Consider the following 25,449-nt stretch of genomic DNA (forward strand, 5'->3'; position numbering starts at 1 on the left):
GCCAGCTGCGCCGGCTGCTCTGCGCGGCGGCCCGGGGGCGTCACATTTCATCGGTAACCCCAGGTCGGGGCCTTCCACAATTCGCTGTGTCACATCTCAGTGGCAGACTGCGGCACAACGAAGCTTCAGAAGAGCAAAGCGTTGCGGCGGGGTCACCCTTCGAGCGCCACCGCTCGGGGGTGGCTGGTGCCACGGGGGGGAGATGTGCGGCTGTGATCTTCGACAGTCTTGATGTGTCGTACGGCGAGATGTGGGGTTCCTATCGGGGAATGACCCATCCGAACCCGATGTCGCGCGCGCTCGCGGCACGCAAGCACGTTGCCGGGGTGGACTACGCGGTTCTGCTATCCGCGCGGGAGCGACCGCTGGTGCTGGTCGAGTACTGGCCGCGACGGATGTGGCGTGTGTATCTGTTCGACGACAGGTCGTGGTGCATGCAGATGATTGACCTCAAGCCGCACAGCACGGGGATGTTGCTGGCTCAGCGGAACACCCGATGGCAGTTTCCCAACGAGCAAGGGTTCCGGTTTGGTAAGTGGGACGTTCAGGAGACCACGACCATCTCGGCCGACGGCCAGGTCGAGGTCAGGTCCGAGTTCGCCGGACCGCGGGGAGCGTCGACGGGGTCACCGCACGATCGAGCATCCGGCCCGAGCGGCCCCGTGCGGCGGTTCGCGGCGCCCGTCGAGGACTTCCTCTGTCCCGTACCGGAATTCGGCGACTGGCAGGTGTTCGCGCCGTTCGTCGCCCAGCAGGGCCACGAGCCCGCCACGACCGTAGTCCTGAACGACGTGTCGGTGGACGAAGGATCGGGACCGCTGCGCGCCACCGGCATCGAGCAACTGTTCAGTCCGGGTGCGTGCGAAACTCAAGAGGGGTCGACCGTCGTGGAGCTCATTGACGCCGGCGTGCTGCGGATCACGTCAGGGCAGCTGGTGGTCTCGGACCCCGGCTGGATCGAAGAAGCCCCGCGGACCGTCGCTGTGCCACTGGGCAAGTTCCCGGTCACACTGTCGCTTGTGCGCACGACGCGCGGGGCCGATGTCACCGCCGCCAAGGTGACGTTCCTGGACATTCCTCCCCACGAGTGGGAAATGGCCCTCCGGCCCGACGAAGACCTGGGGCTGCTCGGCGATGGCCAGTTCTACGGGGTCGGCGTAGATACCGGCACAGCGGCCTTCATGGATGCGACGCGGACGGTGAACGAAGACCAGCTGGACGAAGACCTTTTCATACCCCTCGACAGCGACAGCCGTTTCAGCGTCGAACTGCCCAGCGCAGAGCCCGATCCGAACCTCATCGCCTTCCGCGCCGGCCAGGGCGACGGGGCCTATCCCGTCTGGATCGGCCGTACCGAAGACGGACAGGTCAGTTGCGTCGTCGTCGACTTCCAGCTTCATTCTACCGACAAGGGAGAGTAAGGACCGCGCGTCGCGGTCGGTGCCGAGGGTGGCCAGGGGGTCGAATCCGAAAACGGAGCGCAGCGGCCGGGCCCGGGGACGACGGGGCGTTCCGCGGGCCCGGCCGGTGGGAGGCCAGCTGCGCCGGGGGCGTGGCGCGGCTGCTCTGCTCGGCGGCCTGGTGGTGCTGTGGTGGGGCCGCCGTGGCGGGAATGCTAGCCCCGCGCCGCCGATCGTGGCCAGGGCTTTGACCTGCAATATTTCGGGCCGCGAACATGCCAGATGAGAATGCCTGGCGTTCGGAGCGCACGGTGTGGTCCGCGCCCCGGCGCGGCGTGCCCGCCCCGCCGACGGAGCGTTGACGGGTCATGAACGATCACACGCCGTTCGCCTCTCCACCGCCGACCGCGCCCTGGTGGCACTCGGCGCGCCGACCGGCGCGGCCCCGGCCGCTTCCGCGAGAAGGACCGGCATCCCCGGCCTGGCCTCCTGGGAGCAGCGGGCTACGGCGGCGGGGATCGAGGTGGGGATCGCGGGCGGGTTGATGACGGCGTACTTGGCCGGGTTGTCGGCGCTGGCGCCGGCGTTCGCGGCGCTGCAGGTGCTCGCGCTGCTCGCGGACACGGACATCCGCGGCGCGCTGGCCGGGGTCTACCGGGTGGTCTGGGGCAGGTGGCTGGTGCTCCAGTGGGCCGAGCGGGTTGAACTCGCCATGTCGGTGATCAAGGTCAGGCGAGGGAGGGCTGTGGCATCCTCGTGCGCGTGATCGATGCCCCGAATGATGACTGGTCGTTTGCATCAACGCGGGAGCCGGCCCGATTCGGAGCCTGCGAGGTGAACGGCGTTCCTGGCGTCGAGCATGCGGTGGGCGCGCGGGACGCTGTGCGGCGTCTCGGCCCGGCATACCACCTGCTATCTGCATCTGTTCGTTCCCGAGGCCCTGCAGTCGTGCCGACGGTGCCGCCAGGAGGCTGAGGCAGCCCCGCCGCAGCCATGCGTCCAGGAGCGCCTTCACGGCCGAGTCCTGGACTCGGCTCAGGGAGCGACGCGTGACGAGTTGCTCGCCGCCCTTCGCATGGGGGCGAACGTCCGCTTGTGGCTCAACGGCCGCTCTGCGGATCTGGCGAAGTTCTACGCAAGGCTCGACGATCTGACCGACGGAGCTGGGCCCGCGGCCGAGGCTTTCTCATCCGTGGCAACCATCGGATTGGCGAACGTTGAACACGACCTCTGGCGGTTCCTGGTCGTCCTGCCGGAGGACGGCGGCCCACCGATCATTGCTCGCGGACCACGCGAAGTTCACTGATGCTTCGGGGACCTGCCAAGGCCAAAAGCGATCACGGCAGAGCGCCCAGCCCGGTCGCGGCCAGGCAGCCGTCGATCCCAGAAACAACCTCAGGGGCAGCTGGGTGGCCGGTCGTTCAGTCGAGGTCGGCGGATGCCAGGGCCACCGCGAGCACCAGGTACGGGACGGCTTCCAGGCACTGCTCGGCCATCATGCTCGGATCGGACGCCGTGCCCGCGTCGGCCAGCGCCAGCAGCCCGGCGCCGACGGCCGCGTCGAGCGCCGCGTCCAGGACCTCGGCCGCGGTGAACTCCCCGCCGGCCACCAGCTCGCGCACCACGGCGGCGGCCTGCGCGGGGTCGGCGCGCCACAGCTCGGCAACCTCGTCACCGGCGCCCGCCAGGTCGATGACCGCGCTCTGCTGCGCGGTCGGAAGCGGCACGGGCCAGGACGCTCCGGGCTCCTCCACGATCTCCTCGGCCCGCGCCAGCGCCACCCTCGCGGCGCTGGCGCGCCGGGCCTGCTCCCGCTCCCGGGCGACGGCGGCCGGCCACCGCGCGTCGTCCTCGGCCCGGGCCGCCTCCAGCAGCGGGGCGGCCGTGTGGCCGAGGTAGACGACCGGCAGCGGGTCCACCACGACCGCGTCCTGTCCGGGCGGGGCGTCCGCGACGGGCTGGTACAGCGCGGCCGCCGCCGTGGCGCAGGCCCCGACCGTGGCGGTCAGGGCGGCGATCAGCCGGGCGTGGCGGCGTCGGCGTGCGGGCAGGTCCGGGCTGGGAGTCGCGGTCACCCCCGCACTATGCCGCGCCGCACCCGCCCGCGGCGTCCGTTCCCGTGAACACCGTGCGGCAGGTCAGCGCCACTGGTAGGACGCGCCGGTCATCGCCGGGAGCAGCAGCGGGCCGCCGGCCTGGGCGGTGTCGGGCCGGACGGCCTGGGCGAGGACGGCGCCGACATCCGGGTACAGGTGGACGGCGGCCGCGTCGGCCACGGGCAGCCACACCACCAGCGCGCGGTCCGGGTCGTCCTGCTCGACCGCGGCGACGGCCGCCGCCAGGCGGTCGGGCGGGCGGGTGAGCGACGTAGACCAGGTGCCGGCGCCGGAACGGCGTGGTCTCGCCCGGGCGCTCGGTCTCCTGGTCCTGGACGAAGCACAGCACCGGTGGTGCGGGCAGCATCGCCAGGGCGAGGCCGAGCTTCTTGGTGAGCTCCCGGCGCAGCGCGTCGGCCGGTTCTTCGTCGTCCTCAAGCAGGCCGCCGGGCAGCGAGTGCTGGAGGCCTTTTCCGACCGCTTGAGTGTCCGCATCGGTCCTGAACTGGGGCGATGCTGGGCTTGGTGTCCGCGACGTGCGGCCCCTCGGCTTCGGTCCGGATCGACTTCGCTGGGCGTTGAAGGCGCGCGGGGGCTCAGATGGTGTCCTCGCCTGGGGTCATGTCGTACTCGTCCACGTCGAGCTCGGCGCCGACTGCGGCGAGAAAGTCCAGGACATCGCGCTCCAGATGCCAGCCGAAGAGATCGGGCGCGCCGGGAGCGTCCGGGAGGCCGGGCGATTCGTCGTGGTCTGTGTCGTTGAAGTAACGCACGACCTGCAGGACCGCCCCGCCACCGTCGGCGGCTAGTCGGCCCACGATCTCGGCTATGCGGGCCGTGTGGGGCTGAAGCCTTTCGAGGATGCGGGCGATCTGTTCGTCGACGCGCAGGTCAGGTTCCCGGCAGACGACCTTCCAGCGGTGGCTGATGGGAATCGTCTTCGGTTCGGTGAAGCCGCTGCCTCGGACGGACACCTCGTCAGGGGTGATGCCCAGTTGCGAGGTCATCTCGTCGGCGGAGACGTGCTGGCTGAACAGTGCGAGTAGGCGTACTGGCGGAGAGGCATCCGGGGAGGATAGCGGCGTGAGTACTGCGCCGAGCGTGGATTTATGCAGGTTGTCCCGGGGCCGGCAGTCACGCAACGTCGGGGTCACCTGACCAGTCCCTCTTCGCGGCAGCTGCGGCCGCGTGGGACCATCCGGTCATGCGTCTGATCGCCGATGGGACCACAACCGCCTCACAGTTGGTGCTCGTGAACGAACTCGAATCCGATGACGGATATGCCTTCGAGCTGGACAGCCCGCTGTTCTTGGCAGTTGGCGATCAGGTCAGCTTCGAGGGTAGCGACCTCGTCGTCGCTCGCGCGAGCGGTGAACGGCTGCGAGCCGCCGGCTCCTGGTCCACGCGCTGCCGGATCGGCTGTTACCGCTCCGCCACCGCCTCTTGATCTCGATGGCTCCACGACCGCCTGAGTGCTGAGTACGCCACGTTCGTGACTGGGCGCGTGACGCAGCACCTCAACACGGGGAGGCCGCAGCGCGGATCGGCCGCTGAGGTTCGTCGAGGGGCGGGCTACCGGCTGGGAACCTCCACACATGTACGCCCTGTGCGACGTGGAGAAGGACGAAGAATGCACCCCGCAGGACCGAACGATTGGGAAGCCTAGCCTCCGTGTTTCGGTTGGGGCTGGCTGAGCTGAGGTGATCTTCCGGGGCGGTCGTGATGCGGTGCTGTGGAGGAACGGGCGTGCCGAGGGCCCGACGCGTGGGTCGGGTGCTCCTGTGGGTCCTCGGGTCGTGGGCGGGCAGTGACGGTTTCGTCCGATCAGGTGGCCGGTCGGGGCAGTGCCGCGAGGCGGCTGAGAAGCCGTTGTCTTTCCGAGAGTGACGGGCGTGTTTCCGCTGGTCAGGTATAGGAATGGTGTTTCGGCGGCAGGGACGGGGTGTCGATTCGTCTCTTCGTGGAGGTGCCGGGATGCCGTCGGTGATGGGGCTGTTGGAGGAACGCGAACGCACTGCCCGACAGCGGGTGGAGACCCTTCAGGCCGAGCTGCGGGAGGCGGAGGCCGCGTGGGAGCGGTTCGTGATCACCCGTGAGACGGTTGTCGAGGTCCTAGCGGAACCTCGCGATGGCGAGGAGCTTCCGCAGGTCGTGGTGGCCGACGAGCGTCCGGCGCGGGACCTGGCGGCGGCGGCCGGTTCGGTGGTGCCGCATTGGCGGGAAGGGCTTGCTCCGGCGGTGCTGGCGCCGGACTATCAGCGGATCATGGACGTCCTGATTGGTCGGAGCGGGCCCGGTGGGGAGGCGATGGACTGCCGACAGCTCGCGGCGGCGGTCGGGCTGGAGCCGGTCCCGGCGAAGGTCGAGGGGATGAGGTCGAAGGCGAAGCGCCTGGCCGCGCGGGGCTGGCTGGCCGAGGAGAAGCCGGGGAGGTTCAGGCTGGTCGCCGGGCGAGGCGTCGGCTCATAACCATGCTCATCGACCAGCGAATCATCGCCTCGGCGGTGTCGGTGCGGGCCTCATAGTCGCGGGCGAGTCGGCGTGAGCACATCAGCCAGGCGAACGTGCGCTCCACCAGCCACCTTTTGGGCAGCACCACGAAGCCCGCGGTGTCGTCGGTGCGTCTGACCACGGTCAGCGCGATGGCAAGGACGTCGCGGGCGAGGTCGACCAGGCGTCCGGTGTAGCCGCCGTCGGCCCACACCAGCGTGATGCGCCAGTGCCGCGTCCGCAGCCGGGCCAGCAGCGTCTGTGCCGCGTCCCGGTCGGTGACCGACGCCGCGGTGACCATCACCGTCAGCAGCAACCCGAGGGTGTCCACCACGATGTGCCGCTTACGGCCGTTGACCTTCTTCCCGCCGTCGAAGCCCCGGCTCGCGGCCGGCACCGAAGCGGCGCCCTTCACCGACTGCGCGTCGATGATCCCCGCGGTCGGCTCCCGGTCCCGGCCCACCGCTTCGCGGACCCGGTCCCGCAGCCGGTCGTGGAACTCGGCGACCAAGCCCTTGTCCCGCCAGCGCCGGAAGAAGGCATAGACGCGGTCCCACGCGGGGAAGTCCGCGGGCATCGCCCGCCAGGTGATGCCGCCCGCGACCAGGTAGCGGATCGCGTCGACCATCTGCCGGTGGCAGGAGCCCTCCGGCTGTCCACCCCTGCCCTCCAACCATGCCGGTACCGGCATCGCCTCGCGGACCACGGCCCATTCGGCATCAGTCATGTCGGAGGGATACCTCGGCCGTCTGTGCGGCTGGTCCCCAGCGTTCCCGAACCGGTGAGCGAGGCAATCACACTCACGGGCAGCCAAGTTGAAACCCACAGGTGCGAGGGCATACAACAGCGACAACAGGGCCTCCCTGGTGCTTCTCCGGCTTCAACACCCAGGAGCTGCACCGGAGGCCCTGTCTTCATGCGTCCATCACCCCGCGATCACCCGAACGGGACTCCCGTTCGATCGGCAACCGCCCTGATCGGTACGACAACGGCGTCTGAACGCTGTGGTCAGGTCGTGGCGCCAGGGCCAGGTGGCGGCGATCCGAAGTCGTAGGCGGCGGGCTCCGCGGGTGAGGCGGGCGGCTGCGTGAAGAAGTCGGTAGCGGAGCTTCTTGGGCTCGGCGGTGGCCAACTCGCTGTCCAGCAGCAGGGTTCGGGTCCAGGCGAGAAGGTCGATCGCGGTCAGGGACAGCTCCAGCCAGGCCGCGTTGATGGCGAAGTGACGGGAGGGGAAGCAGCCGAAGCCGGTGGTCTTGCCGCAGCGGATGTGGTCCTCGACCCTGGCGTGAGCCCGATGACGGACTTCCAGGTGCTGCAGCGAGCCTCCGCCGGCGACGGGTGTGTCGGTGAGGAAGACCTGGTGGCGCATGCCCTCGTCCTGGTCGAACAGGGAGAGCTGGGCCCCGGGGTGGGGCCGCTCGCGGCGAACGATGATGCGAGTGCCGTCCGGGTGGCCGGAGAGATCGACCAGGCCGGTCAACTCTGCGACTTCGGCCCCGGCGCGCAGGGAGCCGTCCTGTTCCAGTGCGGGGTGTCAGACCCGGTTGGGCAGGGCGCGGATGGCTTTGCGGACTTCGGCAGTGACGGCATGTCCGACCGAGAACGTGGTCTGGATCCCGCGCTGTCGCAGCCCTCGCAGGTGGGTGAGGAAGGCCTTGGCACCGCCCGCGCTGTCGGCCCGGACGAGGATCGGGGTCCCGTGGCGATGCGAGTCCGGGATCTGGGCGAGGGCCTGGTCGAGGACCGTGATGTGGTCGGCTGCGGTGTTCGCTCCGGCGTTGCCCGGCCGCAGGAGACCTGCCAGGGCCTCGCCGGTGTTGTCCAGGAAGCAGAGCGCCGGGTGGTAGCCGAAGCCGCGCTTGTAGGTCGCGGCGGCCTCTTCCTTCTCGGAGTGGCAGGTGACCAGGGTGGCGTCGATGTCCAGGACCAGGCCCGGCAGTTCGCGCCCTCCGGCGTGCGCTGGAGGCAGGGTACGTCCGGTCTCGTCCGCTTGCAGCCAGGCGACCTCGTGCGCTCGGGCCCGGGCTGTTCGCAGCGCGGCCAAGGCAGCCGGGCTGACACCTGCCAGCACCCGCCATGCGGTGGAGGTGGAGGCGACCGGACCGAACACGTCGCCCTGGTCTCGCAGCACGGACAGGTCCCGGATCGCCTCGCCGCCGTCGGCGAGCATCACCGCCAGATCCACCGCGACACGGCCGGGATCGTGCCCGGTCCCGCGTGGTCGCAGCCGGCGCAGAGCGTCGGAGAAGGCGCTGGTCAGCGTCGTGGTGTCGGCCAGATCCGCGAGCAGGCGCGAGCCGGCGTGGTTGACCACCCCGTGCCCGTCGGCGCTGACGACGAGCCTCGGACGTGAGCGGGTAAGGTGCACGCAGAGAGTGCCTTCCTGCTGGTACGACGGAGACCTTAGACAAGCCTCATCGTCCCAGTTCAGAAGGCACTTTCGCGTCCCCGCTCACTATCCGCTCCCAGTCCGACGTGAAACGCGCAGGTTAGCAACAAGGAGTCCCATCATCGGGTGGTACTCGACAGCCACCCACACACCCGCCGTGACGCACACCAGCAGGGTGACCCATGCGACCCAACGCAACCGCCGCAAGGCCCTCCCCGCCGCGACCGCCTGCGCGGTGGCCGCGAACGCGATCGCCGGCTCTTCCGATACCGCGTAGCCAAGTTCCCTCGCCCTCACCCGTTTCTCCCTTACGGTCAGCGTCCCAACTGTCGGAGCGGACCTCCGCCGAACAGCCTGCCCCGGGCTATGGCAAGAGCGCACTGGAGCAGAACCGACCGAGGACGGCCCGTCGGCCGCACCGGCTGATCGTGGCCAGGAGCAGCACGCCGGAGCGGTTCCGGCCCATCGTCACCCGCCCGGCCAGTGGGCGGGCGCCGCTGGGCCGGGTGGGGTGCAGCCGGGCAGCACCACCCCGGTCCTTTTGGCCTTCCTGGTTTCTGCGGCGGGCGGCCCGGCGGCCGCGGGGGTGCCGGCCCGCCGGCCGCGCCGGGGAGATCTTGCGCCGCCCGACGGCTGCGCAACAGGCACGGGGTGGCCTGGCCCGGGCGCCTGCGGCACCGTGGCAGCCGAGGAGGCCGACCCGCCGGCTTCGACAACCGCCCTCCCCCCGCACGGGGCGGAGGGAGGGTGGGTTCTTTCAACGGGGCGTTTCGCCCCTGCGGGCTGTCAGATCTCGATCCACAGCTTCTGCTTGTTGCCGAAGGGGGTGCACTTGGCGTTGAGGTAGCGGGAGGGGTTGGACTGGATGACGTTGGCGCCAGCCACGATGCAGGCGCCGAGACTGTTGTAGGTCCCCCAGTAGTGGTAGACCCCGGCGGCGATGCTGGCCGTTTCCTCTCCCTGTGCGGCCCGGTTCGACGCGACCGTGCCGGCGGTGGTCGTGGCGGACGGGGCGGCAAGCGCCGGGGCGATCGAGCCGCCCAGTACCAGAGCGGTGCCGAGGGCGGTGGTCGCGAGCGCACGACGAATACGCATGAATTTCTCCTTGCCTCGTACGAGAACAGAGTGTCGATCCCGGACTCGGGAGAACTGGTACCAGTACCACTCCCCTGTCCGCCTGATGCACTCTGCCGTCACCGCATTGGGAAGACCTTGAACGTTCCTGTAATCCCCTGCTCGGACCCCTGGTCGCCGCGGCCGACGACACCATCGACGAGAATGCCGGGGCTGGGTGTTCTCCGGCCGGGGTGCGGACGGACGATCGGCCCTGGAACCGGTGCCCAAGTCATCCTGGTGGACAACGTGTCACCGACTTCCACCGAAGGGGACGTCGCGCCTCGCCGTGGTCGCGCCACGGTGTTGCCGCCATTGTCCCGGTGCCGCAGGCGTCCGGGCCCGACCGCCGGCCCGCTGCGGGGCCTTCCGGGCCCCGGCCCCCGCCTCGTCGGTGCGGCCGCCGGGCTGACACCCACCGCGGCCACAGGCCGCCCGTGTGGGGCGCGTGGGTGCGGCGGCGTGTGTGTGGGTGCGCGGAGAACCAGGAGGCCTTGAGGCGGGTGCCGCCTTCGCCGAGGACAGCGGTGTGCGGCACCTGGCTATCCGCGAGCCTCAGGCCGCACTCGGCTTCGTGCACTTTTTCGGCTGACGGTGACCGGGGCCGGTGAGCGGACGGTGTGGGTCGACAGCTCTGAGTGCCGCTGGAGCCCGCCCACCGGTTGACCCGGCATGGCGCAGCGGGCCCGGTCCGTTGGCGGGTGGGGGCGGGGTGTGATGGTTATGGCCACAGCGGGTGCTGGCTGTGGGCGATCTTCTGCTGGACCCGCTGTTCGGGGCTGCTGCCAAAGTGGCGGCGGGATCGCGGTCACGGTCGGCGCGCTCCCGGCACCGGCGGCAGACGGCGTCCCGCAGGTCGTTGTCCAGGTCATAGAACAAAGCGGTTGCTGTGCAGGCCAGTTCGAGGAAGAGCGACTGCGTTGCGGTCCGCACCCTGGCCAGGTGGTTGGTTCACCCTCCGTGGACCCGGACCTGCAACGGCCACGGATCGGCCGGCGGCTGCTTGTCCGTCCGGGCGGCCATGGCTCCCTCTCCCCCGCTCACCAACGCGTCCTGGCCTGATTCCATGACCCGGCGTGTCCAGGGCTGGCCCGGGGGTGCCGGGCGCGGCGGCGGGTGGCTATCCGGCGGGGCGCAGCAGGGGGATGACAGTGGGTCCGGTGCTGAGAGCTTTGCCGGTGAGGCGGTAGTAGCGGACGTTGGCGACGCGACTGGATTCCTTGGGCCATCCGTCGTCGACGAGGGCTGTACGGACCTTGGAGAAGGTGCTCTCTTCGTGCCGGCTTCGTCGGCGATGACGCGGGCGAGGGTTTCGACGGCTCCGGTGGGGTTCTTGGGCAGGACGCTGTAGAGGTTGAGGACGATGCGCTGGTTGGGGGCAGTTGGTTGGCGCGTCGCATCATGGCGCGGAGCTCTGCGCGGGGGTCGGTGCTCGCGCGGTCTCCTCCTCGTTCTTCTTCGGCCGCCTGCGCGACTTGCGAGAGTCGGCGTTGCAGTCGGCGCGGTGTTCAGCGCCGGGGTCGGGGGGCGGTGAGGCCGGGGATGTGGGGCGGGTTCCAGCGTTTGATGGCCTCGCGCTGCTTGTGTGCTTTGCCCTTGTAGCTGATGTAGGGGCTGATGCGGTCGATGACGACGCGTCCGACGCGGTGGGTCTCGGCGATGGTCACTGTGGCTGTGAAGATGGCGCAGGATCTGGCCGAGGGAGTTGGGGTTGGAGCCGATCTCGGTGGCCATGTCGACGGCGGTCATGGTGACGCCGGGGGCGAGGTCTGCGGGGGCGCCATTGGTGGGCGGGATGGGGCCGGGGACGCGGCGACGAAGAACGTGACGACGCGGCATTCCTTGTCGGTGAAGGCGGGGCCGGCTCCGGTGATCGCGCGGAGGTAGCGGTCGGAGGCGGTGGCATAGCTGCCGCCGTAGAGGAACCGGGCTGTTGGCTCGGCCGCCGCCCGCTGTCGCCGCTCGGGGCCTGGCTCACCTGCCGCATCCTTCCGTCCGTGGGCTCGCTGCTCGCTGGGCGGTGTTTGGGGCGTCTGGTGGCCCGGCCCCCGTGACGGCGACGCACCGGTGGCCGGGCGCCCCCCTGCGCGGGCCGGTAGCCGCCGGCCGGGGCGGACGAGGGCGCGGTCAGGACGGGGTGCCGAGGGTGTCGAGGGCGGCGAGCTTGGTGCGGAGGTCGGCGGCCTCCTCGTCCGTGTTCCCGAGGTCGAGGAAGATGTGGAGGGCCTGCGTCCAGGCCCGCCGTGCGGCCGGCGCGTCGCCGCTCGCCCCGTGCGCATCGCCCAGGTGGGCGAGGGCCTCGGCCTCGCCGTACCGGTGGCCGACGGTGCGGTGGAGCTCCAGGCTCCGCCCGTGGCAGCGGGCACCCTCGCCGTGTTCGCCGAGCTGCTGGTGGGCGTAGCCGAGGGTGTCCCAGGTGTTGGCCTGGCCGCGGACGTCGCCGAGTTCCTCCTGCAGCCGCAGGGCTCGTACGGCGCACGCGACCGCCTCACGGTGGTCACCGAGCTGGGCGTGGTCCCAGCCGACCGCGTTCAGGGCGCGGGCCTGTTCGGCGCGGTGCCCGAGCGCCTCGAACAGCTCCAGCGCCCGCCGGTCGTGGTGCAGGGCCTCCCGGTGGCGCCCCTCGCGTTCGCACGTCCAGCCGAGCATCACCTCGGTCCGGGCGATCCCGGCGTCGTCACCGAGTTCGCGGTGGAGGACGAGGGCGAGTTGCAGGTGCAGGTGGGCGCGCTCGAACGGTCCTGTCTCCGTGTAGGAGCAGCCCAGTTCCCGGTGCGATTCGGCCTGTTTGGCGCGGTCGGCGAGGCGGGTGGCGGCCGCCAGCGCGGTGTGCTGGGCGCGGGCCAGGCCGCTCCAGTGGCTGCGGCGCCCCAGGTAGGTGGTGATCGCACGGGTCAGGTGCCAGCAGTGTTCGTCGAGGCCGGCCCGGTCGGCGGCGGCGACCACGGCGAGCAGCGCCTCGCGTTCGGCGCCGAACCAGGCCATGGCCTGCGCGTGGTCCCCGGGCCGCTCCACCGTGACGCCCTCCGGCAGGGGCGGCGGCTCCATCGGCGCGCCGTGGGGCGACAGCAGCAGGTCGGCGCGGTGCGCGGAGTGCAGGTAGTGGCCGATCAGCCGGTCCAGTGCCGCGGGCCGTCCGGGGTCGGCGGCGGCCAGCTCGAACGCGTAGGCGCGCAGCAGGTCGTGCGAGGTGTACCGGCCCGCCAGCGGCTCCGCGAGGAGGTGGGCGCGGACGAGCTCGGCCATCAGCGGCCGTACCGTTCGCGGCGGCGCCCCTGCCAGGCTCGCCGCCGCGGGCAGCGCGAGGTGGGGGCCGGGGTGCGCGGCCAGGAGGCGGAAGAGCCGCGCCGCGGGGGCGGTCAGGGCCCGGTAGGACCACGACAGCACCGCCCGGACGTCGGTGTGCCGCTCGCCGTCGCTGAGGGCGTCCAGCCCGTCCTGGCACTCCCGCAGCTCGGCGGCGAGCGCCGCCAGCGGGAAGTGCGGGTGCGCGGTCGCGCGCGCGGCGACCACGCCGAGGGCCAGCGGCAGCCGGGCGCAGCGCGCGACGATCTCCTCCACCGCCGGCGGCTCGGCCCGGACCCGCTCCTGGCCGAGGTGGCGGTCGAGCAGCTGGTGCGCCTCGGCGGGTGTCAGGACGTCCAGGGTCAGGGGCCGGGCCCCGTGCGCGGTGACCAGGCCGCTCAACCGGGTGCGGCTGGTCACCAGGACCGCGCAGGACGGGCCGCTGGGCAGCAGCGGGACCACCTGGTCCGTGTCCCGGGCGTTGTCGAGGAGGAACAGCAGCCGCTTGTCCTCGGTCAGGCTGCGCAGCAGCCGGACCCGGGCGTCGGTGGCGGCGGGCAGTGCGCTGTCCGCTACGCCGAGGCCGTCCAGCAGGCACGCCAGTGCCTGCTGGACGGGCAGCGGTTCGTCGTCCGGAGCGAACCCCCGCAGGTCCAGGTGGAGCTGGCCGTCGGGGAAACGGTCGAGCTGCCGGCGCGCCCAGTGCACAGCCAGCCAGGTCTTCCCCACCCCGCCCGTCCCGTCGATCACCAGCAGGGGTGGCGCCGTGCCCGGGCCGGGCCCGCCCAGGAGTTCCTCCACCCGGGCCAGTTCGGCGGACCGGCCGACGAACCGGTGCGGCGCCGCGGGCAGTTGGTGGGGCGTCGGGTGGCGTACGGCGTCGACCGCCGCGCCGGGGGCTCCGGTGGCGCTGGCGGGGGAGTCCTCGGCCGCGGGGACGGCAGGGGCGCTCAGCTCCGGGTCGGAGACGAGGATCCGCCGGTACAGCTCCCGCAGGGCCGGACCCGGTTCGATGCCCAGTTCCTCGGCCAGCGCGGTGCGCACGACGTGGAAGTGCCGCAGCGCGTCGGCGGACCGCTCGCACCGGTGCAGGGCCAGCATCAGCTGCGCGGCGAGCCGCTCCTCCAGCGGCTGCCCCGCGGTGGCGGCGAGCAGCGAGGGCAGCGCCTCGTCGTGCCGGCCGAGGGCGAGCAGGGCGCCGTGTCGGTCCAGTACGGCCAGCAGCCGCTCAGCCTCCACGGCGCCCCGCCGGGCGTTGAACCAGGGCGAGTCGCACCCGCCGAACGGCTCGCCCCGCCAGAGTCCGAGCGCCTTGCCGAGCAGCATCTCCCGCTCCGCGTCGAGGGAGCACTCGCGTGCCCGGGCCGTCAGCTCGCGGAACCGGAACAGGTCGACGGTGTCCCGCTCCACGGCCAGCAGGTAGCCGCCGCTGCGCCGCAGCAGCTGCTGCGGCTGCGGCTGCGGCTGCGGCTGCGGCTGCGGCTGCGGCTGCGGCTGCGGCTGCCCGATGGTGTGCTGCCGTGGACGGTGGTCGTGATCGTGGCCGGAGTCGTCCGGCCGGGGAGGGACGGCGTCGGCCAGGATCCCGCGGAGCCGCGACAGGTAGCTGTGCAGGGTGCCCCGGGCGCCCCGGGGAGCCCGCTCGCCCCACACGCGCTCCACCAGCTCGTCCGTCGGTACCAGGCGCTGGGCGTCCACCAGCAGGGCGGCGAGGACGTGCCGCTGCCGGGCATGGCCGAGGTCGACGGGCCGCGCCCCCGCATGGGCCTCCACCGGACCTAGCAGGCTGAACTCCATCGTCATGACGGCAATTCAACTCCGTTGTCAGCGAATCTGTTTGGCATTCCCGGTGAGCCGTTCAAGGATTCCTCAGGAATCGGCCAAGCGAAGGATCGGAGAGTGGGTTTCACGCCACCGCGACCGTGATGGCGCACCGCAAGTACGAGGCCCCGGGCGAGTGTCCGGGGCCACCAGGGAGGACATCATGGCCCGCACGATGCTGCAGACCGCCGCCGTCGTAGTGAGCGGCGGCCTGCTCGCCCTCGGCGCAGGCGCGACGGCGCACGCCGCACCCGCCACGCCCACCACGCCCACCACGCCCACCACGCCCACCACGCCGGTCCCGGCCACGGCCCTGGTCCTGTCCACGGCCCCGTCCGTGACTCCCGGCGCGGTGGCCGGTTCGTGGCACACCAAGAGCGTCCACTCGACCGAAGGCGCCTGCATCCAGGCCTACTACGCCAACTGGGCGACGAAGTACGACGGTTGGTGCAACGAGGACAGCCCCAGCCGGTGGGTCCTGCGCGTCTGGTACTGATCACCTGCTGCCGGCCACCTGGTACGGGCGGCCGGCAGCCCGGTCCGCTCCCCGGCGCGCAGAGGTCCTCGGGGAGCGGAGCGGGTGCCGACGAGCACCGACCGGGCCGGGCGGCGGGGGCCGGGCCGGGCGGCGGGGGCCGGGCCGGGCAGGCCGTGAGGTGCGGCCCGTATGCTCCGGTGGTGACCCCCGGTGCCGCGTTCGGCGTCCACCCCGCTTGGCTGGCCGAGGAGCTGGACCTCCAAGCCCCGTGCGAGCGAGTGGTACGTCTTGGGCTGCTGCCCCTACGACTGCACGAGCCGCTGTTCGCGCAGGCTTCGCTGGACGGCAGGCTGTAGCGTCGCAGTTCCACCAGGGCGGCAACACTGGCGTCGGCGCCGTGGTCGGGCAGGGCCCTGTGGTGCAACGGCCGACAGCGGCTGCGGCCAGCCCTATCTGATCGACGGCGTCTCTCGTCCGGGGCAGTAGGACACGTCGATCGCCTGGATTCCGGTGAATTCGACTTCGAGACCGGCGGCCCGCCCGCCGTCCTTGAAGTAGATCTCCTGGAATCCCTCGGCCATGATGTCGCGCATCTATTGGTCGCTGGCCCCTCGGTTCTGGGCCGCGAAGAGGCGGTCGGCCCACTGCGGCGGGAGGTGGACCGTCAGGTGCCGCAGCCGGGGTTCGTCGGTGGTGCCGACCGGGGCGGTGTAGCCGAAGTACGCCCACACCTCCACCGTGATGCCGCCGGTGCTGGCAGCCTTCTTTCCTCGGCCATGGTGGTGACGTAGGCCTCGCGGAGGCGGTCGTGCCACGGGTCCAAGTAGGCGCCGGCGCTCTCGCGCAGGTACGCCTCGATCGGCTGGACGTCGTGGCCGAGTTCGAGGGCGTAGGCGACGGTCGGGGTGGTGTACCAGGCGGGTCCCGTCGGGGGCTGGCCGGTCGGGGTGAACGGGGAGGGCAGGCGCGGGTCGGTCGGGATGTGCGGCAGGTCCACGAACCAGGAGCCGGGCTTCTTCTTGTCGAAGGCCGGCTGGCGTACATGGACCGGGCCGGACAGGCCGACGCTCAGGCGGGCGGCGGCGGCGAGGTAGGCGGTGTTGATGTCGATGCCCACCGCGAACGGCTGCACCATCTCCGCCTGGGAGAGCGTCTCGACCGGGCGGGTCCACTGGTACGACTCCTCGTCCAGGAACCCGGCCGTCCAGCCCTGAGCGGCCGGGTGCTCGAGCGGGACCTCCGGCGGCGCCGCCTCGTAGACGTCGGCCAGCGCCCCCGGGTTCGGCCCCGACACCCACCTGCCCGTGGCCTCGTCGCGCACCGCCCGGGTCGGCGGGCGCAGCGCGGTCATCAGTTCCAGGCCGGAGGAGGACCAGCGGGACCTGCTGACGGCGATCGGCATCGAGGAGGACCAGGAGTTGGTGGCCGCGAAGGCCGCCGCCGAGGCGAAGCCGAAGGTGTCCCGCGGCGACAGGTTCGCCCAGGGCGTCGCCGCGCTCGCCCAGTTCGTCGAGCGGGAGCGTCATCCCCGGGTGCCCCGGCTGCACCGTGAACCGTTGGAGACCGTGGAGGCTGGCCCTGGCGGCGAGGACCAGGTCGTGGTGCACCAGGTGGCGCTGGGTTCATTCTTGAACAAACGCCAAGGCGAGGCGGGCGAAGCTCAGCCCCGGTCAGCTCGCGCAGCTCGCCGAGCACGGCGTGGAGTGGGCGTAACGGGTGACGTACAGGGTTCCCGGGATACCCCCGCGAACCCCCGTGAACCAACGAAGTTGGCAGGTCAGGGCTGGTCGGGCCTCCCTCGTAGACGAAGGCCCGACCGAGAACAGCAGCCTTCAAGCCTCAATGATGAGGCTCTTCGAAAACGGCCAACAGCAGGACCGGACCGGCGGCGACCAGGCACAGCCTGCGGGCAGGACGTCGGCCAGGACCAGAGCCGAGGGCTGGGGGGAAGGGCCTCGTGGTCGGCTACTGCTTGCCGTTGTGCTTCTGCCAGACGGGGTCGGTCACGATGGCTGTGATCTGGTCGAGGGTGAGCGGCGGGGTGGGGCGGCTGGCCTTGGCCTTGACTGTGCTCTTGTGGAGCGCGGCGTTGAACGCCTGCACGACGACCCTGGTGCCGTCAGGGCGCAGTATGTCCGCCGACCAGCGGACCAGGTCGCTGCCGGTGCTCGGGGGAGGCTGGTGGTTCACCAGTTTGCTGCCGTCGGGCATGGTGGTGGAGATGTCGTAGCGGGGGTCGGGCGCGCCTGCGGGCTGTTTGGCGACGTAGATCTGGACCTCGGCCTTCCCGTGGCCGTCATCGAGGTTGAAGCTGACGTAGCCCTTCTCCGCAGTCGCGTCGGCCACGGTGAGCCCGCGGGGCAGCAGAGCGGCGGCGACGGTCAGGATCTCGTCGCCTCCGGGTTGGGCTTCCGGACTGGGTGGGCGCAGGTCGGCGTTCGCCTGCGGGGGCTGCGCACTGGTGCTCTGTGACGTGGGAGGGGGTGTGGTGACGCTTGGAAGTGCGGCCGTGTTGACGGTGTCGCCCGACGGGGCGGGAGTGCTGTGGCCGACGGCGAACACCCCGCCCACGCCGATCGCCACGAGCGCGGTGACGCTGCCCGCGAGAGTGGCCATCCGGCGGCGGCGCAGCGAATGTCCTCGCGCGGTGACCTCATCGAGTCGCGGTCCGGTCGTCGGGTGGAAGCTCTGGCCGAGCGCCGAGAAGGCGTCGCCGATACCGCTCTCGAAGCGTGGGTGCGACTGGTCTTCGTCTGCCATGGGTATGGGCCTTTCAATCCGTCCGTGAATGGGTGAGGGCGCGTCAGCGGGTGACGAGATCGTCGAGGTGGTCGCCGAGCTGGGCACGCAGTCTGCGCAGCGCGCGGTGGCTCTGCGTCCGTACGGATCCTGAGCTGGAGCGGAGGATGTCGGCGGCCTCCTCGATGCTGCGGTCCTCCCAGTAGCGGAGCACCAGCACCGCCCGGTCCCGGTCGGAGAGCCGGGCCAGGGCGTTGAGGAGCATGAGTCGCAGATCGCTGTCGCCCACGGAGCCGGCGGGTAGGTCGGGGAGTTCGCCGACCGGCCGTTCGGTACTGCTGCCGCGGCGGCGGTGGGTGAGGAACTGGCGGACCAGGACGCTGTGCGCGTAGGCGGCCGGATTGTCGATGCGCCTGCCGGTGGTGATCCCCGGCAGCCAGGTCGTACGGCGCCATATCGCGTGCATCCGCGCCAAGGTCTCCTGCACCAGGTCCTCGGCGAGATGGGTGTCGCCGCCGGTCAGCAGGCAGGCCGAGCGGTACAGCTGATCAAAGCGCCCGAGGGCGAAGTCCCGGAAGTCGGCGTCCTCACCCTGGCGGGCGGCACTTCTGCGGCTCATCGTCATCCCTTGGTCCGACACCATGACAGGTCCAAGGACGCGCCGAACACCCCCGGGTGTTACACGTGATGCTCCACCAGTCCTCGGCGCCCCCGCCCCACCGAACAGGCCCCGCAGCTGCGCGAGCAAGCCCGGCACTTGCTGGAGGACATCGGCCCCGCAGCTGGCCACGGCGTGGAGTGGGCGTAGCAGCCCTGTACGGGGCCCGGGACGGGCCGGTCGCGAACCGGGCGACGGTGGCCCCGCCCGTGCCGGGGCGGGGCCTTTGTCGTCGCGGCGTCGGGCCCGGGCCAGCTCGCGAAGCTCGCCGAACACGGCGTCGAGTGGGCGTAGGGCGGGTTGCCCCGGTCTCCGTTGGTGGGTGGGGCAGCCCGGCAGCATTGGCCGTGATCGTCACGGAGTCCGCCACCCGAGTACCGACGGGTACTGGTGACGAGACCATCTGACCCGGTTCGGCCGGCCGCGGAGCGCCCGCGCGCCGGTCGCCTCTGCGACCCACTGGGAGGAGGTCGGGGGCGGGGTGCGGACGGGTGACATCCGGGCCGTAGGTTGGTCGGATGCTGGAGGGAACGCCGGATTCGGCGCGGGTGCGGGGGAAGCGGGGCCGGGGGCGGCACGCCGCTGCGAAGTCGGGCAAGGCGAAGAGCGGGCTGCTGCGCTCCTCGATGCTGATGGCGGCGGGAACGATGGCGTCCCGGGCGACCGGGCTGATCAGACAGGTGCTGCAGGCCGGGGCGCTGGGGACCGGGCTGCTGGCCACGACCTACAACCAGGCCAACGTCGTACCGGCGAGCCTCTACTTCCTGCTCATCGGAGGAGCACTGAACTCGGTCCTGGTACCGCAGTTGGTCCGCGCCAGAATCGACCAGCCGGACGGCGGACGGGCATTCGAGCAACGCCTGGTCACCCTGACGATGTGCGTGCTCGGCGTCGGCACCTGCCTCGCCGTGTGGGCCGCCCCGCAGATCATCAGCCTCTACCAGAGCGACTCCCCCGACAATCACGCCGCCTTCGAGCTGACCGTCGTCTTCGCCCGGTTCCTGCTCCCGCAGATCTTCTTCTACGGCCTGTTCAGCATCCTGGGACAGGTTCTCAACGCCCGGAACAAGTTCGGCGCCATGATGTGGACCCCGGTCCTCAACAACGTCGTCCTGATCACCATGTTCGGCGTCTACCTCGGCCTCATGACCGCACCCGAGCAGGTCCAGGACATCACCCCCACCGAAGTGACGCTGCTCGGCGCCGGCACCACGCTCGCCCTCGCCCTCCAGGCGCTCGCCCTGATCCCCTTCGTCCGCGCTGCGGGCTTCCGCTTCCGCCCCCGCTTCGACTGGCGCGGCACCGGCCTGCGCAAAAGCGTCGGCGCCGCCCGCTGGACGTTGCTGTTCGTGCTGGCCAACCTGGCCGCCGCCACCGTAGTGACCCGCTACGCCTCGGCGGCGGACACCACGCTGCCCAACGACGGCGTCGGCTTCTCGGCCTACACCTACGCGCAGACGATCTGGATGCTGCCGCAGTCCATCGTGACAGTCTCGCTGGTGACCGCTCTGCTGCCACGGATGAGCCGGGCAGTCGCCGAACAGCGCCTGGACGACATGAGAGCCGACCTGTCGGGCGCCCTGCGGGTGAGCGGTGTCGTCATCGTCCCCGCCGCGTTCTTCTTCCTCGCCCTCGGACCGCAGACCGCGCAGCTCCTCTTCGCCCACGGCGCCGCGGACGCGGCATCAGCCCGACCGCTCGGGAACATGCTCCAGGCCTTCGGCCTGGGCCTGATCCCGTTCTCCGCGCAGTACCTCCTCCTGCGCGGCTTCTACGCCTTCGAGGACACCCGCACACCGTTCTGGATGGCCCTCTGGATCAGCGCCGCGAACATCCTCCTCGCCACCGCCTGCCACCTATGGCTGCCCGCGCGCTGGGCTGTCACCGCAATGGCGGCCTCCTACGCGCTCTCCTACGCCGTCGGACTGCTCATCACGGCCACGCTGCTGCGCCGGCGCCTCAACGGGCACCTCGACGGCAGGAGAGTCCTGCACACCTACGGCCGGCTGACGACCGCCGCCGCGGCCGCCGCGGGCACCGGCTGGCTGGCAGCGCACTACTGTTCCGCCGCGCTCGCACCGACCACCTGGACAACGGTCCTGAGCCTGGCAGCCGGCGGCGTTGCCATGCTGCTCATCTTCGTCGGCCTGGCCCGGCTCCTGAAGATCAGCGAACTGCGGAGCCTGCCAGGGCTGGGATGACCCGGCCAGGCCCTGCTCCCGCATGCTCCGGCGGACAACACCCTCCCGGGACGGGTACAGGACGGAGCCATCGGCCCCACCCCGAACCTGCGGCAGTCGTCAGAGACCTGCCTCATTGCCCCCAGCTGGTTGACGTCTTGGAGTCCTGTCAACCGGCTAGGCGCAGCTGCCCGTCGATACGGTGTTCGAGGGCGAGCAGCTCGGCCGCTGGGTCCTCGCGCAGCGCACCGGCCTGCCCGGCCTGGAGGCCGATCAGCGGGGCCTCCTGTCGGCGATCGGCATCGAGGCCGACCGGCGCTGGTGGCCGCGAAGGAGGCCGCCAAGGCGACCAGGGCCTGGCGCGGTGGCGGCTGGCTCGGTGGCCGGCCGCTGGAGGAGTGGCCGGCCACGGTGGTGCCGTACGGGTGAGGTCGTGCTCGATAGCGCCGTACGTCGACGGCCGCCACCCTGCGGGTTGGCGGCCGTCGGTGCGTCCAGGGGATGCTCCTATAGACGTCAAGCCGCAGGAGCAAGGTCGGGTTGGGTGATTCGTGAGGTTGGAGTGCTGGTCAGTGCGCGGTAGACCTCGCGGGCGACGAAGCGCTTGAGGCAGCGCGTGATGTCCTTCTTCGACAGTCCTTCCTTGGTGCGGCGGGCGACGTAGGCGCGAGTGCGTTCGTCGTAGCGCATGCGGACCAGCACGATTGTGTGGAGGGCGTTGTTCGCGGCCCGGTCACCGCCTCGGTTAAGGCGGTGACGGTGGGTGCGGCCCGAGGAGGCGGGGATCGGTGCGACGCCGGCGAGGTGCGCGAACGCTCCCTCGGAGCGCATCCGTTCGGGGTTGTCCCCGGCCGATGCGAGAAGCTGGCCGGCGGTCTCGGGGCCGACGCCGAACAGCGCGAGAAGGTCGGGCGCGGCTTCCCGGACCAGCGGGCCGATCTCGGCGTCAAGCTCGGTGATCTCCTCGTCCAGCGCCTGGTGGCGGCGGGCCAGGCACCGCAGGGCCGCCTTGGTCGCGGCCAGAGGTGTCGACAGGTCCGTACCGGGCCGCAGCCGGGCGAGTGTGCGTATCAGGGCGGCCCGTTCCAGGCCCGCGAGCTGCTCGCGCAGGACCGCCGGAGCGGACACGAGCAGGCCGCGGATCTGGTTCATCGCCTGGGTGCGGGCCTTCACCGCGCTGCGGCGGCCTACCCGCAGCACGCGCGCGGCCTCGACCACACCGTCGCGGCTCTTCGGGACGCCGGTGGCCCGTCCCGAAGCCACCGCCGTGGCAGCCGCGTAGGCGTCGATCGGGTCGGACTTGCCCTTCAGCCGCCGGGTCTTTCGGTCCGGCCGGTCAACGTCGACGACCGTGACCCCCGCGGCGGCCAGCACCCGGGCGAGTTCGGCACCGTAGGCGCCGGTGCCCTCCACGCCGACCGCGGTCAGGACGCCGTGCGAGCGCATCCAGTCCAGCAGGTCCCGGTAGCCGACGATGGTGGCTGGGAACTCCCGGTCGGCGAGGTGTCGGCCAAGCGAGTCGATCACCGCCGCGTGGTGGGTCAGGCCGTGAGTGTCGACTCCGCCGGTGATCTGCGGGCCGTCGTGCGTCATGCTGGTCATGTCCGTCCTTGTCGCTTGTCCGAGCCGAGGGCGGCACGCGCCGGTCGGGCGGGTGGACAAGACAGTGACGGGGCCTCTGGCCAGGCTCCTGACTTGTTGAATCGGACCCAGGCGCTCGGTCTGCAGCCGTAGCGTCCAGGGTGTCGGTCGGCACGGGCCCGCAGTGCTCCTTGCCGCCCACGGGCTGGCTCTCTCATAGCGTGCCGCCGCCGGCCGACACCCGCGCGGTGTGGCTCGACAGAGGCATGAGGACGACACGGTGACTTCAAGTCAGGATGCCCACCGCACTCCCCGCCCGGTCCCGTCGAGTGCAAGGCCAGCCTGTGATCCTGATCGGTATCGACCCGCACAAGTCCTCCCACACCGCCGTCGCCGTCGACGCCTCGGGCCACCAGCTGGCCAAGCGCCGGTTCGTCGTCAACGCTGGCACGTTCCGCCAGCTCATGACCTGGTGCGAGCAGTGGCCCGAGCGTCGCTTCGCCGTCGAGGGCGCCGGCGGCCTCGGCCGCTCGCTCGCCCAGCAGCTGGCCGCCGCCGGCGAGCACGTGGTCGACGTGCCGGCCACGCTGTCGGCCAGGGCCCGGCTGCTGGCCACGGGCGGCAATCGCAAGACCGATGAGGCCGATGCCCGCCACGTCGCGCAGGTCGCGCTGTTCCGCCCCGACCTGCGGCAGGTCACCGCCGAGGACCAGAGCACGATCCTTCGGCTGCTGACCGAGCGCCGCGACGACCTGGTCCACGAGCGCACCCGCGTCCTGAACCGGCTCCACGCCGTCCTGCGCGACCTGTTGCCCGGCGGCGTGGCCACCGGCCTGTCCGCCGACAAAGCCGCCGCCGCGATGAAGGGCATCCGCCCCGTCACCGCCACCGACAATTGCCGCCGTGACATAGCCCGCGACCTGCTGGCCGACCTGCGGCGTCTGGACCGGCTGGTGAAGGACAACGAGGTCCAGATGCGCGAGGCGCTGGCCGCGACCCGGACCACGCTCACCAGCCTGCCGGGACTGGGCACCGTGCTGGCCGCCAAGGTCCTCGGGCACGTCGGCGACATCGGCCGCTTCCCAACCGAGCACCACTTCGCCAGCTACACCGGCAGCGCGCCACTGGACGCTTCCAGCGGCAACAACGCCCGCCACCGGCTCAACACCGGCGGCAACCGGGCGCTGAACTCGGTCCTGCACACGATCGCGATCTGCCAGATCCGCGACGGCGGCCGCGGCCAGGACTACTACCTTCGCAAGATCGCCGAGGGGAAGACCCCGTCCGAGGCTCGCCGGGCCCTGAAGCGACGGCTGTCCAACGTGGTCTACCGGATCATGAAACGCGACCATCGGAACCAGCTCACCACCGCTGCTTGACACACAGAGGCGCTATGAAGTCACAACGCCCGTCCGGCCGCGTGCGTGGTGACGCCGCCGACGGGCCGACAAATCCCAAACAGGACAGCCGAAGCGTCAGTCAGCCGAAGGGTCAGACCCGCCAGCAACATCACCACGAACATCATCACTGTCAGCCGATCGCGTTCTCGGCGACGTCGGCGGCCGAGGTGCTGGTGCCCTTGGCCCAGGTGATGACGGTGGCGGCCAGGGCGAGGGCGGCGCCGTCGGTGACGTGGAGGCCGCCGTGTTTGACGATGAGCTTCTGCACCAAGCGGTGGGCGCGGCCCTTGCGGGCCAGGGCCAGGATGTCGGTGGCGGCGCGCTCGCCCCGCCAGTGCCCGGCCGGGAGCGCGGTGCCCGTCAGCAGCCCGGCCGGAACTCCGGCGGGCCCTGTGGACCAGGTGTCCAGCAGCATGGCCAGGCCCGCCGCGTGCGCACCGGTGAACAGCCGCTGCGCGGTGGGGTCGGGGCCGAGCGAGTCGAGGAGGTGCGCGAGTTCGTGCGCGCCCGGGTCGCGGGCTACAAGTACCCGCGGTTGGTGTGGACGACGGAGGTGCTGCCCAAGGGGGCCGACGGGGAGATCCTCAAGCGCGAGATCGCGCCGCCGGTCCGGCAGCTCCCGCGGCCCGGCGCCGGGCGGGCGTCGGTGCGCAGGTCGGCGTCCGCCCGCTGCCGGTGGCGTGCTCGGGTGGTGTCGCGCGTGGGGCGCCGGGGCGGTTGCCGACCTGGTCCGGTGCGCCGGTCCGGGTGTCAGCCCACGGGGTGGTTCGCCCAGAGCGCCGGATCGTTCACATTGTCCTTGGTCACCAGGGGCGCGGGGAGCTGGTCCTCCAGGCCGTTGGGCAGCTGGATGATGGTGGACTGGTGGTCGGTGGGACCGGTCTGGAAGGACTTGCCCTGGGCCGCGGCCCGGGCGTAGAAGAGGGCGTACTTGGCGTAGAGGTCAGCGGGCTGGGAGACCGTGGCGTCGATCTGACCCTCCCGGATGGCGGCGAGCTCGGTCGGGATGCCGTCGTTGGAGACGATGGTGATGTGGCCGCTCTGGCCCGCGGGCTTGAGTAAGCCCTTCTGGCGCAGGACGTCGAGGGTGGGCTGGAGGAACACCCCGCCGGCCTGCATGTAGATGCCGTTCAGGTCGGGGTGGGTGGCCAGGGTGGACTGGAGCTTGGTGGCGGCGACGTCGCCCTTCCAGTCGGTCGGCAGCTCGATGACCTGGATCTTGGGGTAGTTCCGCTTCATGCAGGTGGCGAACGCCTCGGAACGGTCGTAGCCGTTGACCGAGTTGAGCGCGCCCTGGAGTTCGGCGACCTTGCCCTTGCCGCCGAGCTGCTTGCCGAGGAACTCGCAGGCCTTGGTGCCGTAGGCCTTGTTGTCGGTGCGCACCACCATGTAGACGTTGCCGTGTTCCGGCTCGGTGTCGACGCTGATCGCGTTGATGTTGGCGGCGAACAGCCCGGAGAGCGTGACATCGGTGGTCACGGTGTTCTGCGGCGCCATCACGATGGACTTGGGGCGGCGGCGCTGCAACGCCTGGATGTTCGCGGTGAACTTCGCCTCGTCGCCCTCGGAGTGGGTGAGCGGCAGGACGTCCAACTGCTGGGCGCCGATCTCCTGCTGGAGGTACTTCGCGTAAGCCTTCCAGAAGTCGGAGTCGGTGCGGGGGATGTCGATGCCGATCTGCTGGGCGGAGCCGCTCGGCCCGCCGGAGCTTCCGCAGGCGCCGAGGCACCCGGCGAGGAGCACGACGACGCCGCCCGTGCAGGCGGTCCGGGTGGTACGTGTCTTCATGTGGCGAAACGTCCTGGGTGGTAGGGGTCCG

At 71.3% G+C, this 25,449-nt stretch carries 21 protein-coding genes and 3 pseudogenes; 8 read left to right on the top strand and 16 right to left on the bottom strand.

Going from position 1 to position 25,449, the window contains the following annotated elements; all coding sequences use genetic code 11:
• Positions 1 to 212: 212 nt before the first annotated feature.
• Complete coding sequence (locus OG618_RS00340) at positions 213 to 1,421, top strand: DUF4241 domain-containing protein (protein ID WP_329485041.1); 1,209 nt, start codon at positions 213 to 215, stop codon at positions 1,419 to 1,421.
• 337 nt (positions 1,422 to 1,758) lie between these two features.
• Positions 1,759 to 2,166: a hypothetical protein gene (locus OG618_RS00345; protein ID WP_329485042.1), complete on the top strand. Its 408-nt coding sequence runs from the start codon at positions 1,759 to 1,761 to the stop codon at positions 2,164 to 2,166.
• A gap of 655 nt (positions 2,167 to 2,821) precedes the next feature.
• Here the strand turns inward: OG618_RS00345 and OG618_RS00350 are convergent.
• From OG618_RS00350 to OG618_RS00365, 4 genes and pseudogenes are all read right to left on the bottom strand, one after another.
• Positions 2,822 to 3,475 carry a hypothetical protein gene (locus OG618_RS00350; RefSeq protein WP_329485043.1) on the bottom strand — a complete coding sequence of 218 codons (654 nt, stop codon included), beginning with the start codon at positions 3,473 to 3,475 and terminating at the stop codon, positions 2,822 to 2,824.
• Positions 3,476 to 3,538: 63 nt separating this feature from the next.
• Positions 3,539 to 3,691 (bottom strand): hypothetical protein, encoded by a 153-nt coding sequence (locus OG618_RS00355; RefSeq protein ID WP_329485044.1) that lies wholly within the window; start codon positions 3,689 to 3,691, stop codon positions 3,539 to 3,541.
• 82 nt (positions 3,692 to 3,773) lie between these two features.
• A pseudogene (locus OG618_RS00360) lies at positions 3,774 to 3,956 on the bottom strand (NUDIX domain-containing protein); the annotation flags it as partial.
• Positions 3,957 to 4,092: 136 nt separating this feature from the next.
• A pseudogene (locus OG618_RS00365) lies at positions 4,093 to 4,562 on the bottom strand (DUF4279 domain-containing protein).
• A 138-nt stretch (positions 4,563 to 4,700) separates the two neighbouring features.
• On the opposite strand from OG618_RS00365, the gene OG618_RS00370 reads away from it, so the two are divergent.
• On the top strand, positions 4,701 to 4,943 hold the full coding sequence (locus tag OG618_RS00370; protein WP_329485045.1) for a hypothetical protein: 243 nt from the start codon (positions 4,701 to 4,703) through the stop codon (positions 4,941 to 4,943).
• 527 nt (positions 4,944 to 5,470) lie between these two features.
• The gene (locus OG618_RS00375) at positions 5,471 to 5,965 is read left to right on the top strand and encodes a hypothetical protein (RefSeq protein ID WP_329484999.1); all 495 of its coding nucleotides are present in this window, start codon (positions 5,471 to 5,473) and stop codon (positions 5,963 to 5,965) included.
• Here OG618_RS00375 and OG618_RS00380 read toward each other — a convergent pair.
• The 5 genes and pseudogenes from OG618_RS00380 to OG618_RS00400 all read right to left on the bottom strand — a co-directional run bounded on the left by OG618_RS00380 (position 5,931) and on the right by OG618_RS00400 (position 14,576).
• Positions 5,931 to 6,713, bottom strand: a complete 783-nt coding sequence (locus OG618_RS00380) for an IS5 family transposase (RefSeq protein ID WP_329484998.1) — start codon at positions 6,711 to 6,713, stop codon at positions 5,931 to 5,933. The genes OG618_RS00375 and OG618_RS00380 overlap by 35 nt on opposite strands.
• Before the next feature lie 198 nt (positions 6,714 to 6,911).
• A pseudogene (locus OG618_RS00385) lies at positions 6,912 to 8,354 on the bottom strand (IS1380 family transposase).
• Positions 8,355 to 9,161: 807 nt separating this feature from the next.
• Positions 9,162 to 9,470: a hypothetical protein gene (locus tag OG618_RS00390; RefSeq protein WP_329485046.1), complete on the bottom strand. Its 309-nt coding sequence runs from the start codon at positions 9,468 to 9,470 to the stop codon at positions 9,162 to 9,164.
• A gap of 1,526 nt (positions 9,471 to 10,996) precedes the next feature.
• Complete coding sequence (locus tag OG618_RS00395) at positions 10,997 to 11,155, bottom strand: hypothetical protein (protein WP_329485047.1); 159 nt, start codon at positions 11,153 to 11,155, stop codon at positions 10,997 to 10,999.
• Positions 11,156 to 11,615: 460 nt separating this feature from the next.
• Positions 11,616 to 14,576 carry an AfsR/SARP family transcriptional regulator gene (locus OG618_RS00400; protein WP_329485048.1) on the bottom strand — a complete coding sequence of 987 codons (2,961 nt, stop codon included), beginning with the start codon at positions 14,574 to 14,576 and terminating at the stop codon, positions 11,616 to 11,618.
• 181 nt (positions 14,577 to 14,757) lie between these two features.
• On the opposite strand from OG618_RS00400, the gene OG618_RS00405 reads away from it, so the two are divergent.
• Positions 14,758 to 15,090, top strand: coding sequence for a hypothetical protein (locus OG618_RS00405; protein ID WP_329485049.1), 333 nt, complete (start codon positions 14,758 to 14,760; stop codon positions 15,088 to 15,090).
• A gap of 179 nt (positions 15,091 to 15,269) precedes the next feature.
• Positions 15,270 to 15,428, top strand: a complete 159-nt coding sequence (locus OG618_RS00410; RefSeq protein WP_329485050.1) for a hypothetical protein — start codon at positions 15,270 to 15,272, stop codon at positions 15,426 to 15,428.
• Between the two features lie 93 nt (positions 15,429 to 15,521).
• On the opposite strand, the gene OG618_RS37940 is transcribed toward OG618_RS00410, so the two are convergent.
• The 4 genes from OG618_RS37940 to OG618_RS00430 all read right to left on the bottom strand — a co-directional run bounded on the left by OG618_RS37940 (position 15,522) and on the right by OG618_RS00430 (position 18,430).
• Positions 15,522 to 15,665, bottom strand: a complete 144-nt coding sequence (locus OG618_RS37940; protein ID WP_442906714.1) for a hypothetical protein — start codon at positions 15,663 to 15,665, stop codon at positions 15,522 to 15,524.
• Between the two features lie 71 nt (positions 15,666 to 15,736).
• A complete protein-coding gene (locus tag OG618_RS00420) occupies positions 15,737 to 16,474 on the bottom strand; it encodes a hypothetical protein (protein ID WP_442906715.1) in 738 nt (245 codons plus the stop codon).
• A gap of 563 nt (positions 16,475 to 17,037) precedes the next feature.
• Positions 17,038 to 17,832, bottom strand: a complete 795-nt coding sequence (locus OG618_RS00425) for a hypothetical protein (RefSeq protein ID WP_329485052.1) — start codon at positions 17,830 to 17,832, stop codon at positions 17,038 to 17,040.
• A gap of 43 nt (positions 17,833 to 17,875) precedes the next feature.
• Positions 17,876 to 18,430, bottom strand: a complete 555-nt coding sequence (locus tag OG618_RS00430) for a SigE family RNA polymerase sigma factor (RefSeq protein WP_329485053.1) — start codon at positions 18,428 to 18,430, stop codon at positions 17,876 to 17,878.
• Positions 18,431 to 18,987: 557 nt separating this feature from the next.
• On the opposite strand from OG618_RS00430, the gene murJ reads away from it, so the two are divergent.
• Entirely contained in the window at positions 18,988 to 20,670 is a 1,683-nt protein-coding gene (murJ, locus tag OG618_RS00435; RefSeq protein WP_329485054.1) for a murein biosynthesis integral membrane protein MurJ, read from the top strand.
• Between the two features lie 495 nt (positions 20,671 to 21,165).
• Here murJ and OG618_RS00440 read toward each other — a convergent pair whose 3' ends face one another.
• A complete protein-coding gene (locus OG618_RS00440) occupies positions 21,166 to 22,251 on the bottom strand; it encodes an IS110 family transposase (RefSeq protein ID WP_329485055.1) in 1,086 nt (361 codons plus the stop codon).
• Positions 22,252 to 22,574: 323 nt separating this feature from the next.
• On the opposite strand from OG618_RS00440, the gene OG618_RS00445 reads away from it, so the two are divergent.
• The gene (locus tag OG618_RS00445) at positions 22,575 to 23,609 is read left to right on the top strand and encodes an IS110 family transposase (protein WP_329485056.1); all 1,035 of its coding nucleotides are present in this window, start codon (positions 22,575 to 22,577) and stop codon (positions 23,607 to 23,609) included.
• Positions 23,610 to 23,760: 151 nt separating this feature from the next.
• Here OG618_RS00445 and OG618_RS00450 read toward each other — a convergent pair whose 3' ends face one another.
• Both OG618_RS00450 and OG618_RS00455 read right to left on the bottom strand, forming a co-directional pair.
• The gene (locus OG618_RS00450; protein ID WP_329485057.1) at positions 23,761 to 24,045 is read right to left on the bottom strand and encodes a hypothetical protein; all 285 of its coding nucleotides are present in this window, start codon (positions 24,043 to 24,045) and stop codon (positions 23,761 to 23,763) included.
• A 335-nt stretch (positions 24,046 to 24,380) separates the two neighbouring features.
• Positions 24,381 to 25,418: a sugar ABC transporter substrate-binding protein gene (locus OG618_RS00455; RefSeq protein ID WP_329485058.1), complete on the bottom strand. Its 1,038-nt coding sequence runs from the start codon at positions 25,416 to 25,418 to the stop codon at positions 24,381 to 24,383.
• Positions 25,419 to 25,449: the final 31 nt, after the last annotated feature.

Origin of the sequence: Kitasatospora sp. NBC_01246 (genome assembly GCF_036226505.1) — a bacterium.
Lineage (GTDB): Bacteria > Actinomycetota > Actinomycetes > Streptomycetales > Streptomycetaceae > Kitasatospora.

Bases quoted from the DNA above. Each gene is read 5' to 3' on its own strand.
- OG618_RS00370 (WP_329485045.1), top strand. From the start codon at position 4,701: ATGCGTCTGATCGCCGATGGGACCACAACCGCCTCACAGTTGGTGCTC.
- OG618_RS00375 (WP_329484999.1), top strand. From the start codon at position 5,471: ATGCCGTCGGTGATGGGGCTGTTGGAGGAACGCGAACGCACTGCCCGA.
- OG618_RS00380 (WP_329484998.1), bottom strand. From the start codon at position 6,713: ATGACTGATGCCGAATGGGCCGTGGTCCGCGAGGCGATGCCGGTACCG.
- OG618_RS00390 (WP_329485046.1), bottom strand. From the start codon at position 9,470: ATGCGTATTCGTCGTGCGCTCGCGACCACCGCCCTCGGCACCGCTCTG.
- OG618_RS00400 (WP_329485048.1), bottom strand. From the start codon at position 14,576: ATGACGATGGAGTTCAGCCTGCTAGGTCCGGTGGAGGCCCATGCGGGG.
- OG618_RS00405 (WP_329485049.1), top strand. From the start codon at position 14,758: ATGGCCCGCACGATGCTGCAGACCGCCGCCGTCGTAGTGAGCGGCGGC.
- OG618_RS37940 (WP_442906714.1), bottom strand. From the start codon at position 15,665: ATGCGCGACATCATGGCCGAGGGATTCCAGGAGATCTACTTCAAGGAC.
- OG618_RS00420 (WP_442906715.1), bottom strand. From the start codon at position 16,474: ATGCCGATCGCCGTCAGCAGGTCCCGCTGGTCCTCCTCCGGCCTGGAA.
- OG618_RS00425 (WP_329485052.1), bottom strand. From the start codon at position 17,832: ATGGCAGACGAAGACCAGTCGCACCCACGCTTCGAGAGCGGTATCGGC.
- OG618_RS00430 (WP_329485053.1), bottom strand. From the start codon at position 18,430: ATGAGCCGCAGAAGTGCCGCCCGCCAGGGTGAGGACGCCGACTTCCGG.
- murJ (WP_329485054.1), top strand. From the start codon at position 18,988: ATGCTGGAGGGAACGCCGGATTCGGCGCGGGTGCGGGGGAAGCGGGGC.
- OG618_RS00440 (WP_329485055.1), bottom strand. From the start codon at position 22,251: ATGACCAGCATGACGCACGACGGCCCGCAGATCACCGGCGGAGTCGAC.
- OG618_RS00450 (WP_329485057.1), bottom strand. From the start codon at position 24,045: ATGCTGCTGGACACCTGGTCCACAGGGCCCGCCGGAGTTCCGGCCGGG.
- OG618_RS00455 (WP_329485058.1), bottom strand. From the start codon at position 25,418: ATGAAGACACGTACCACCCGGACCGCCTGCACGGGCGGCGTCGTCGTG.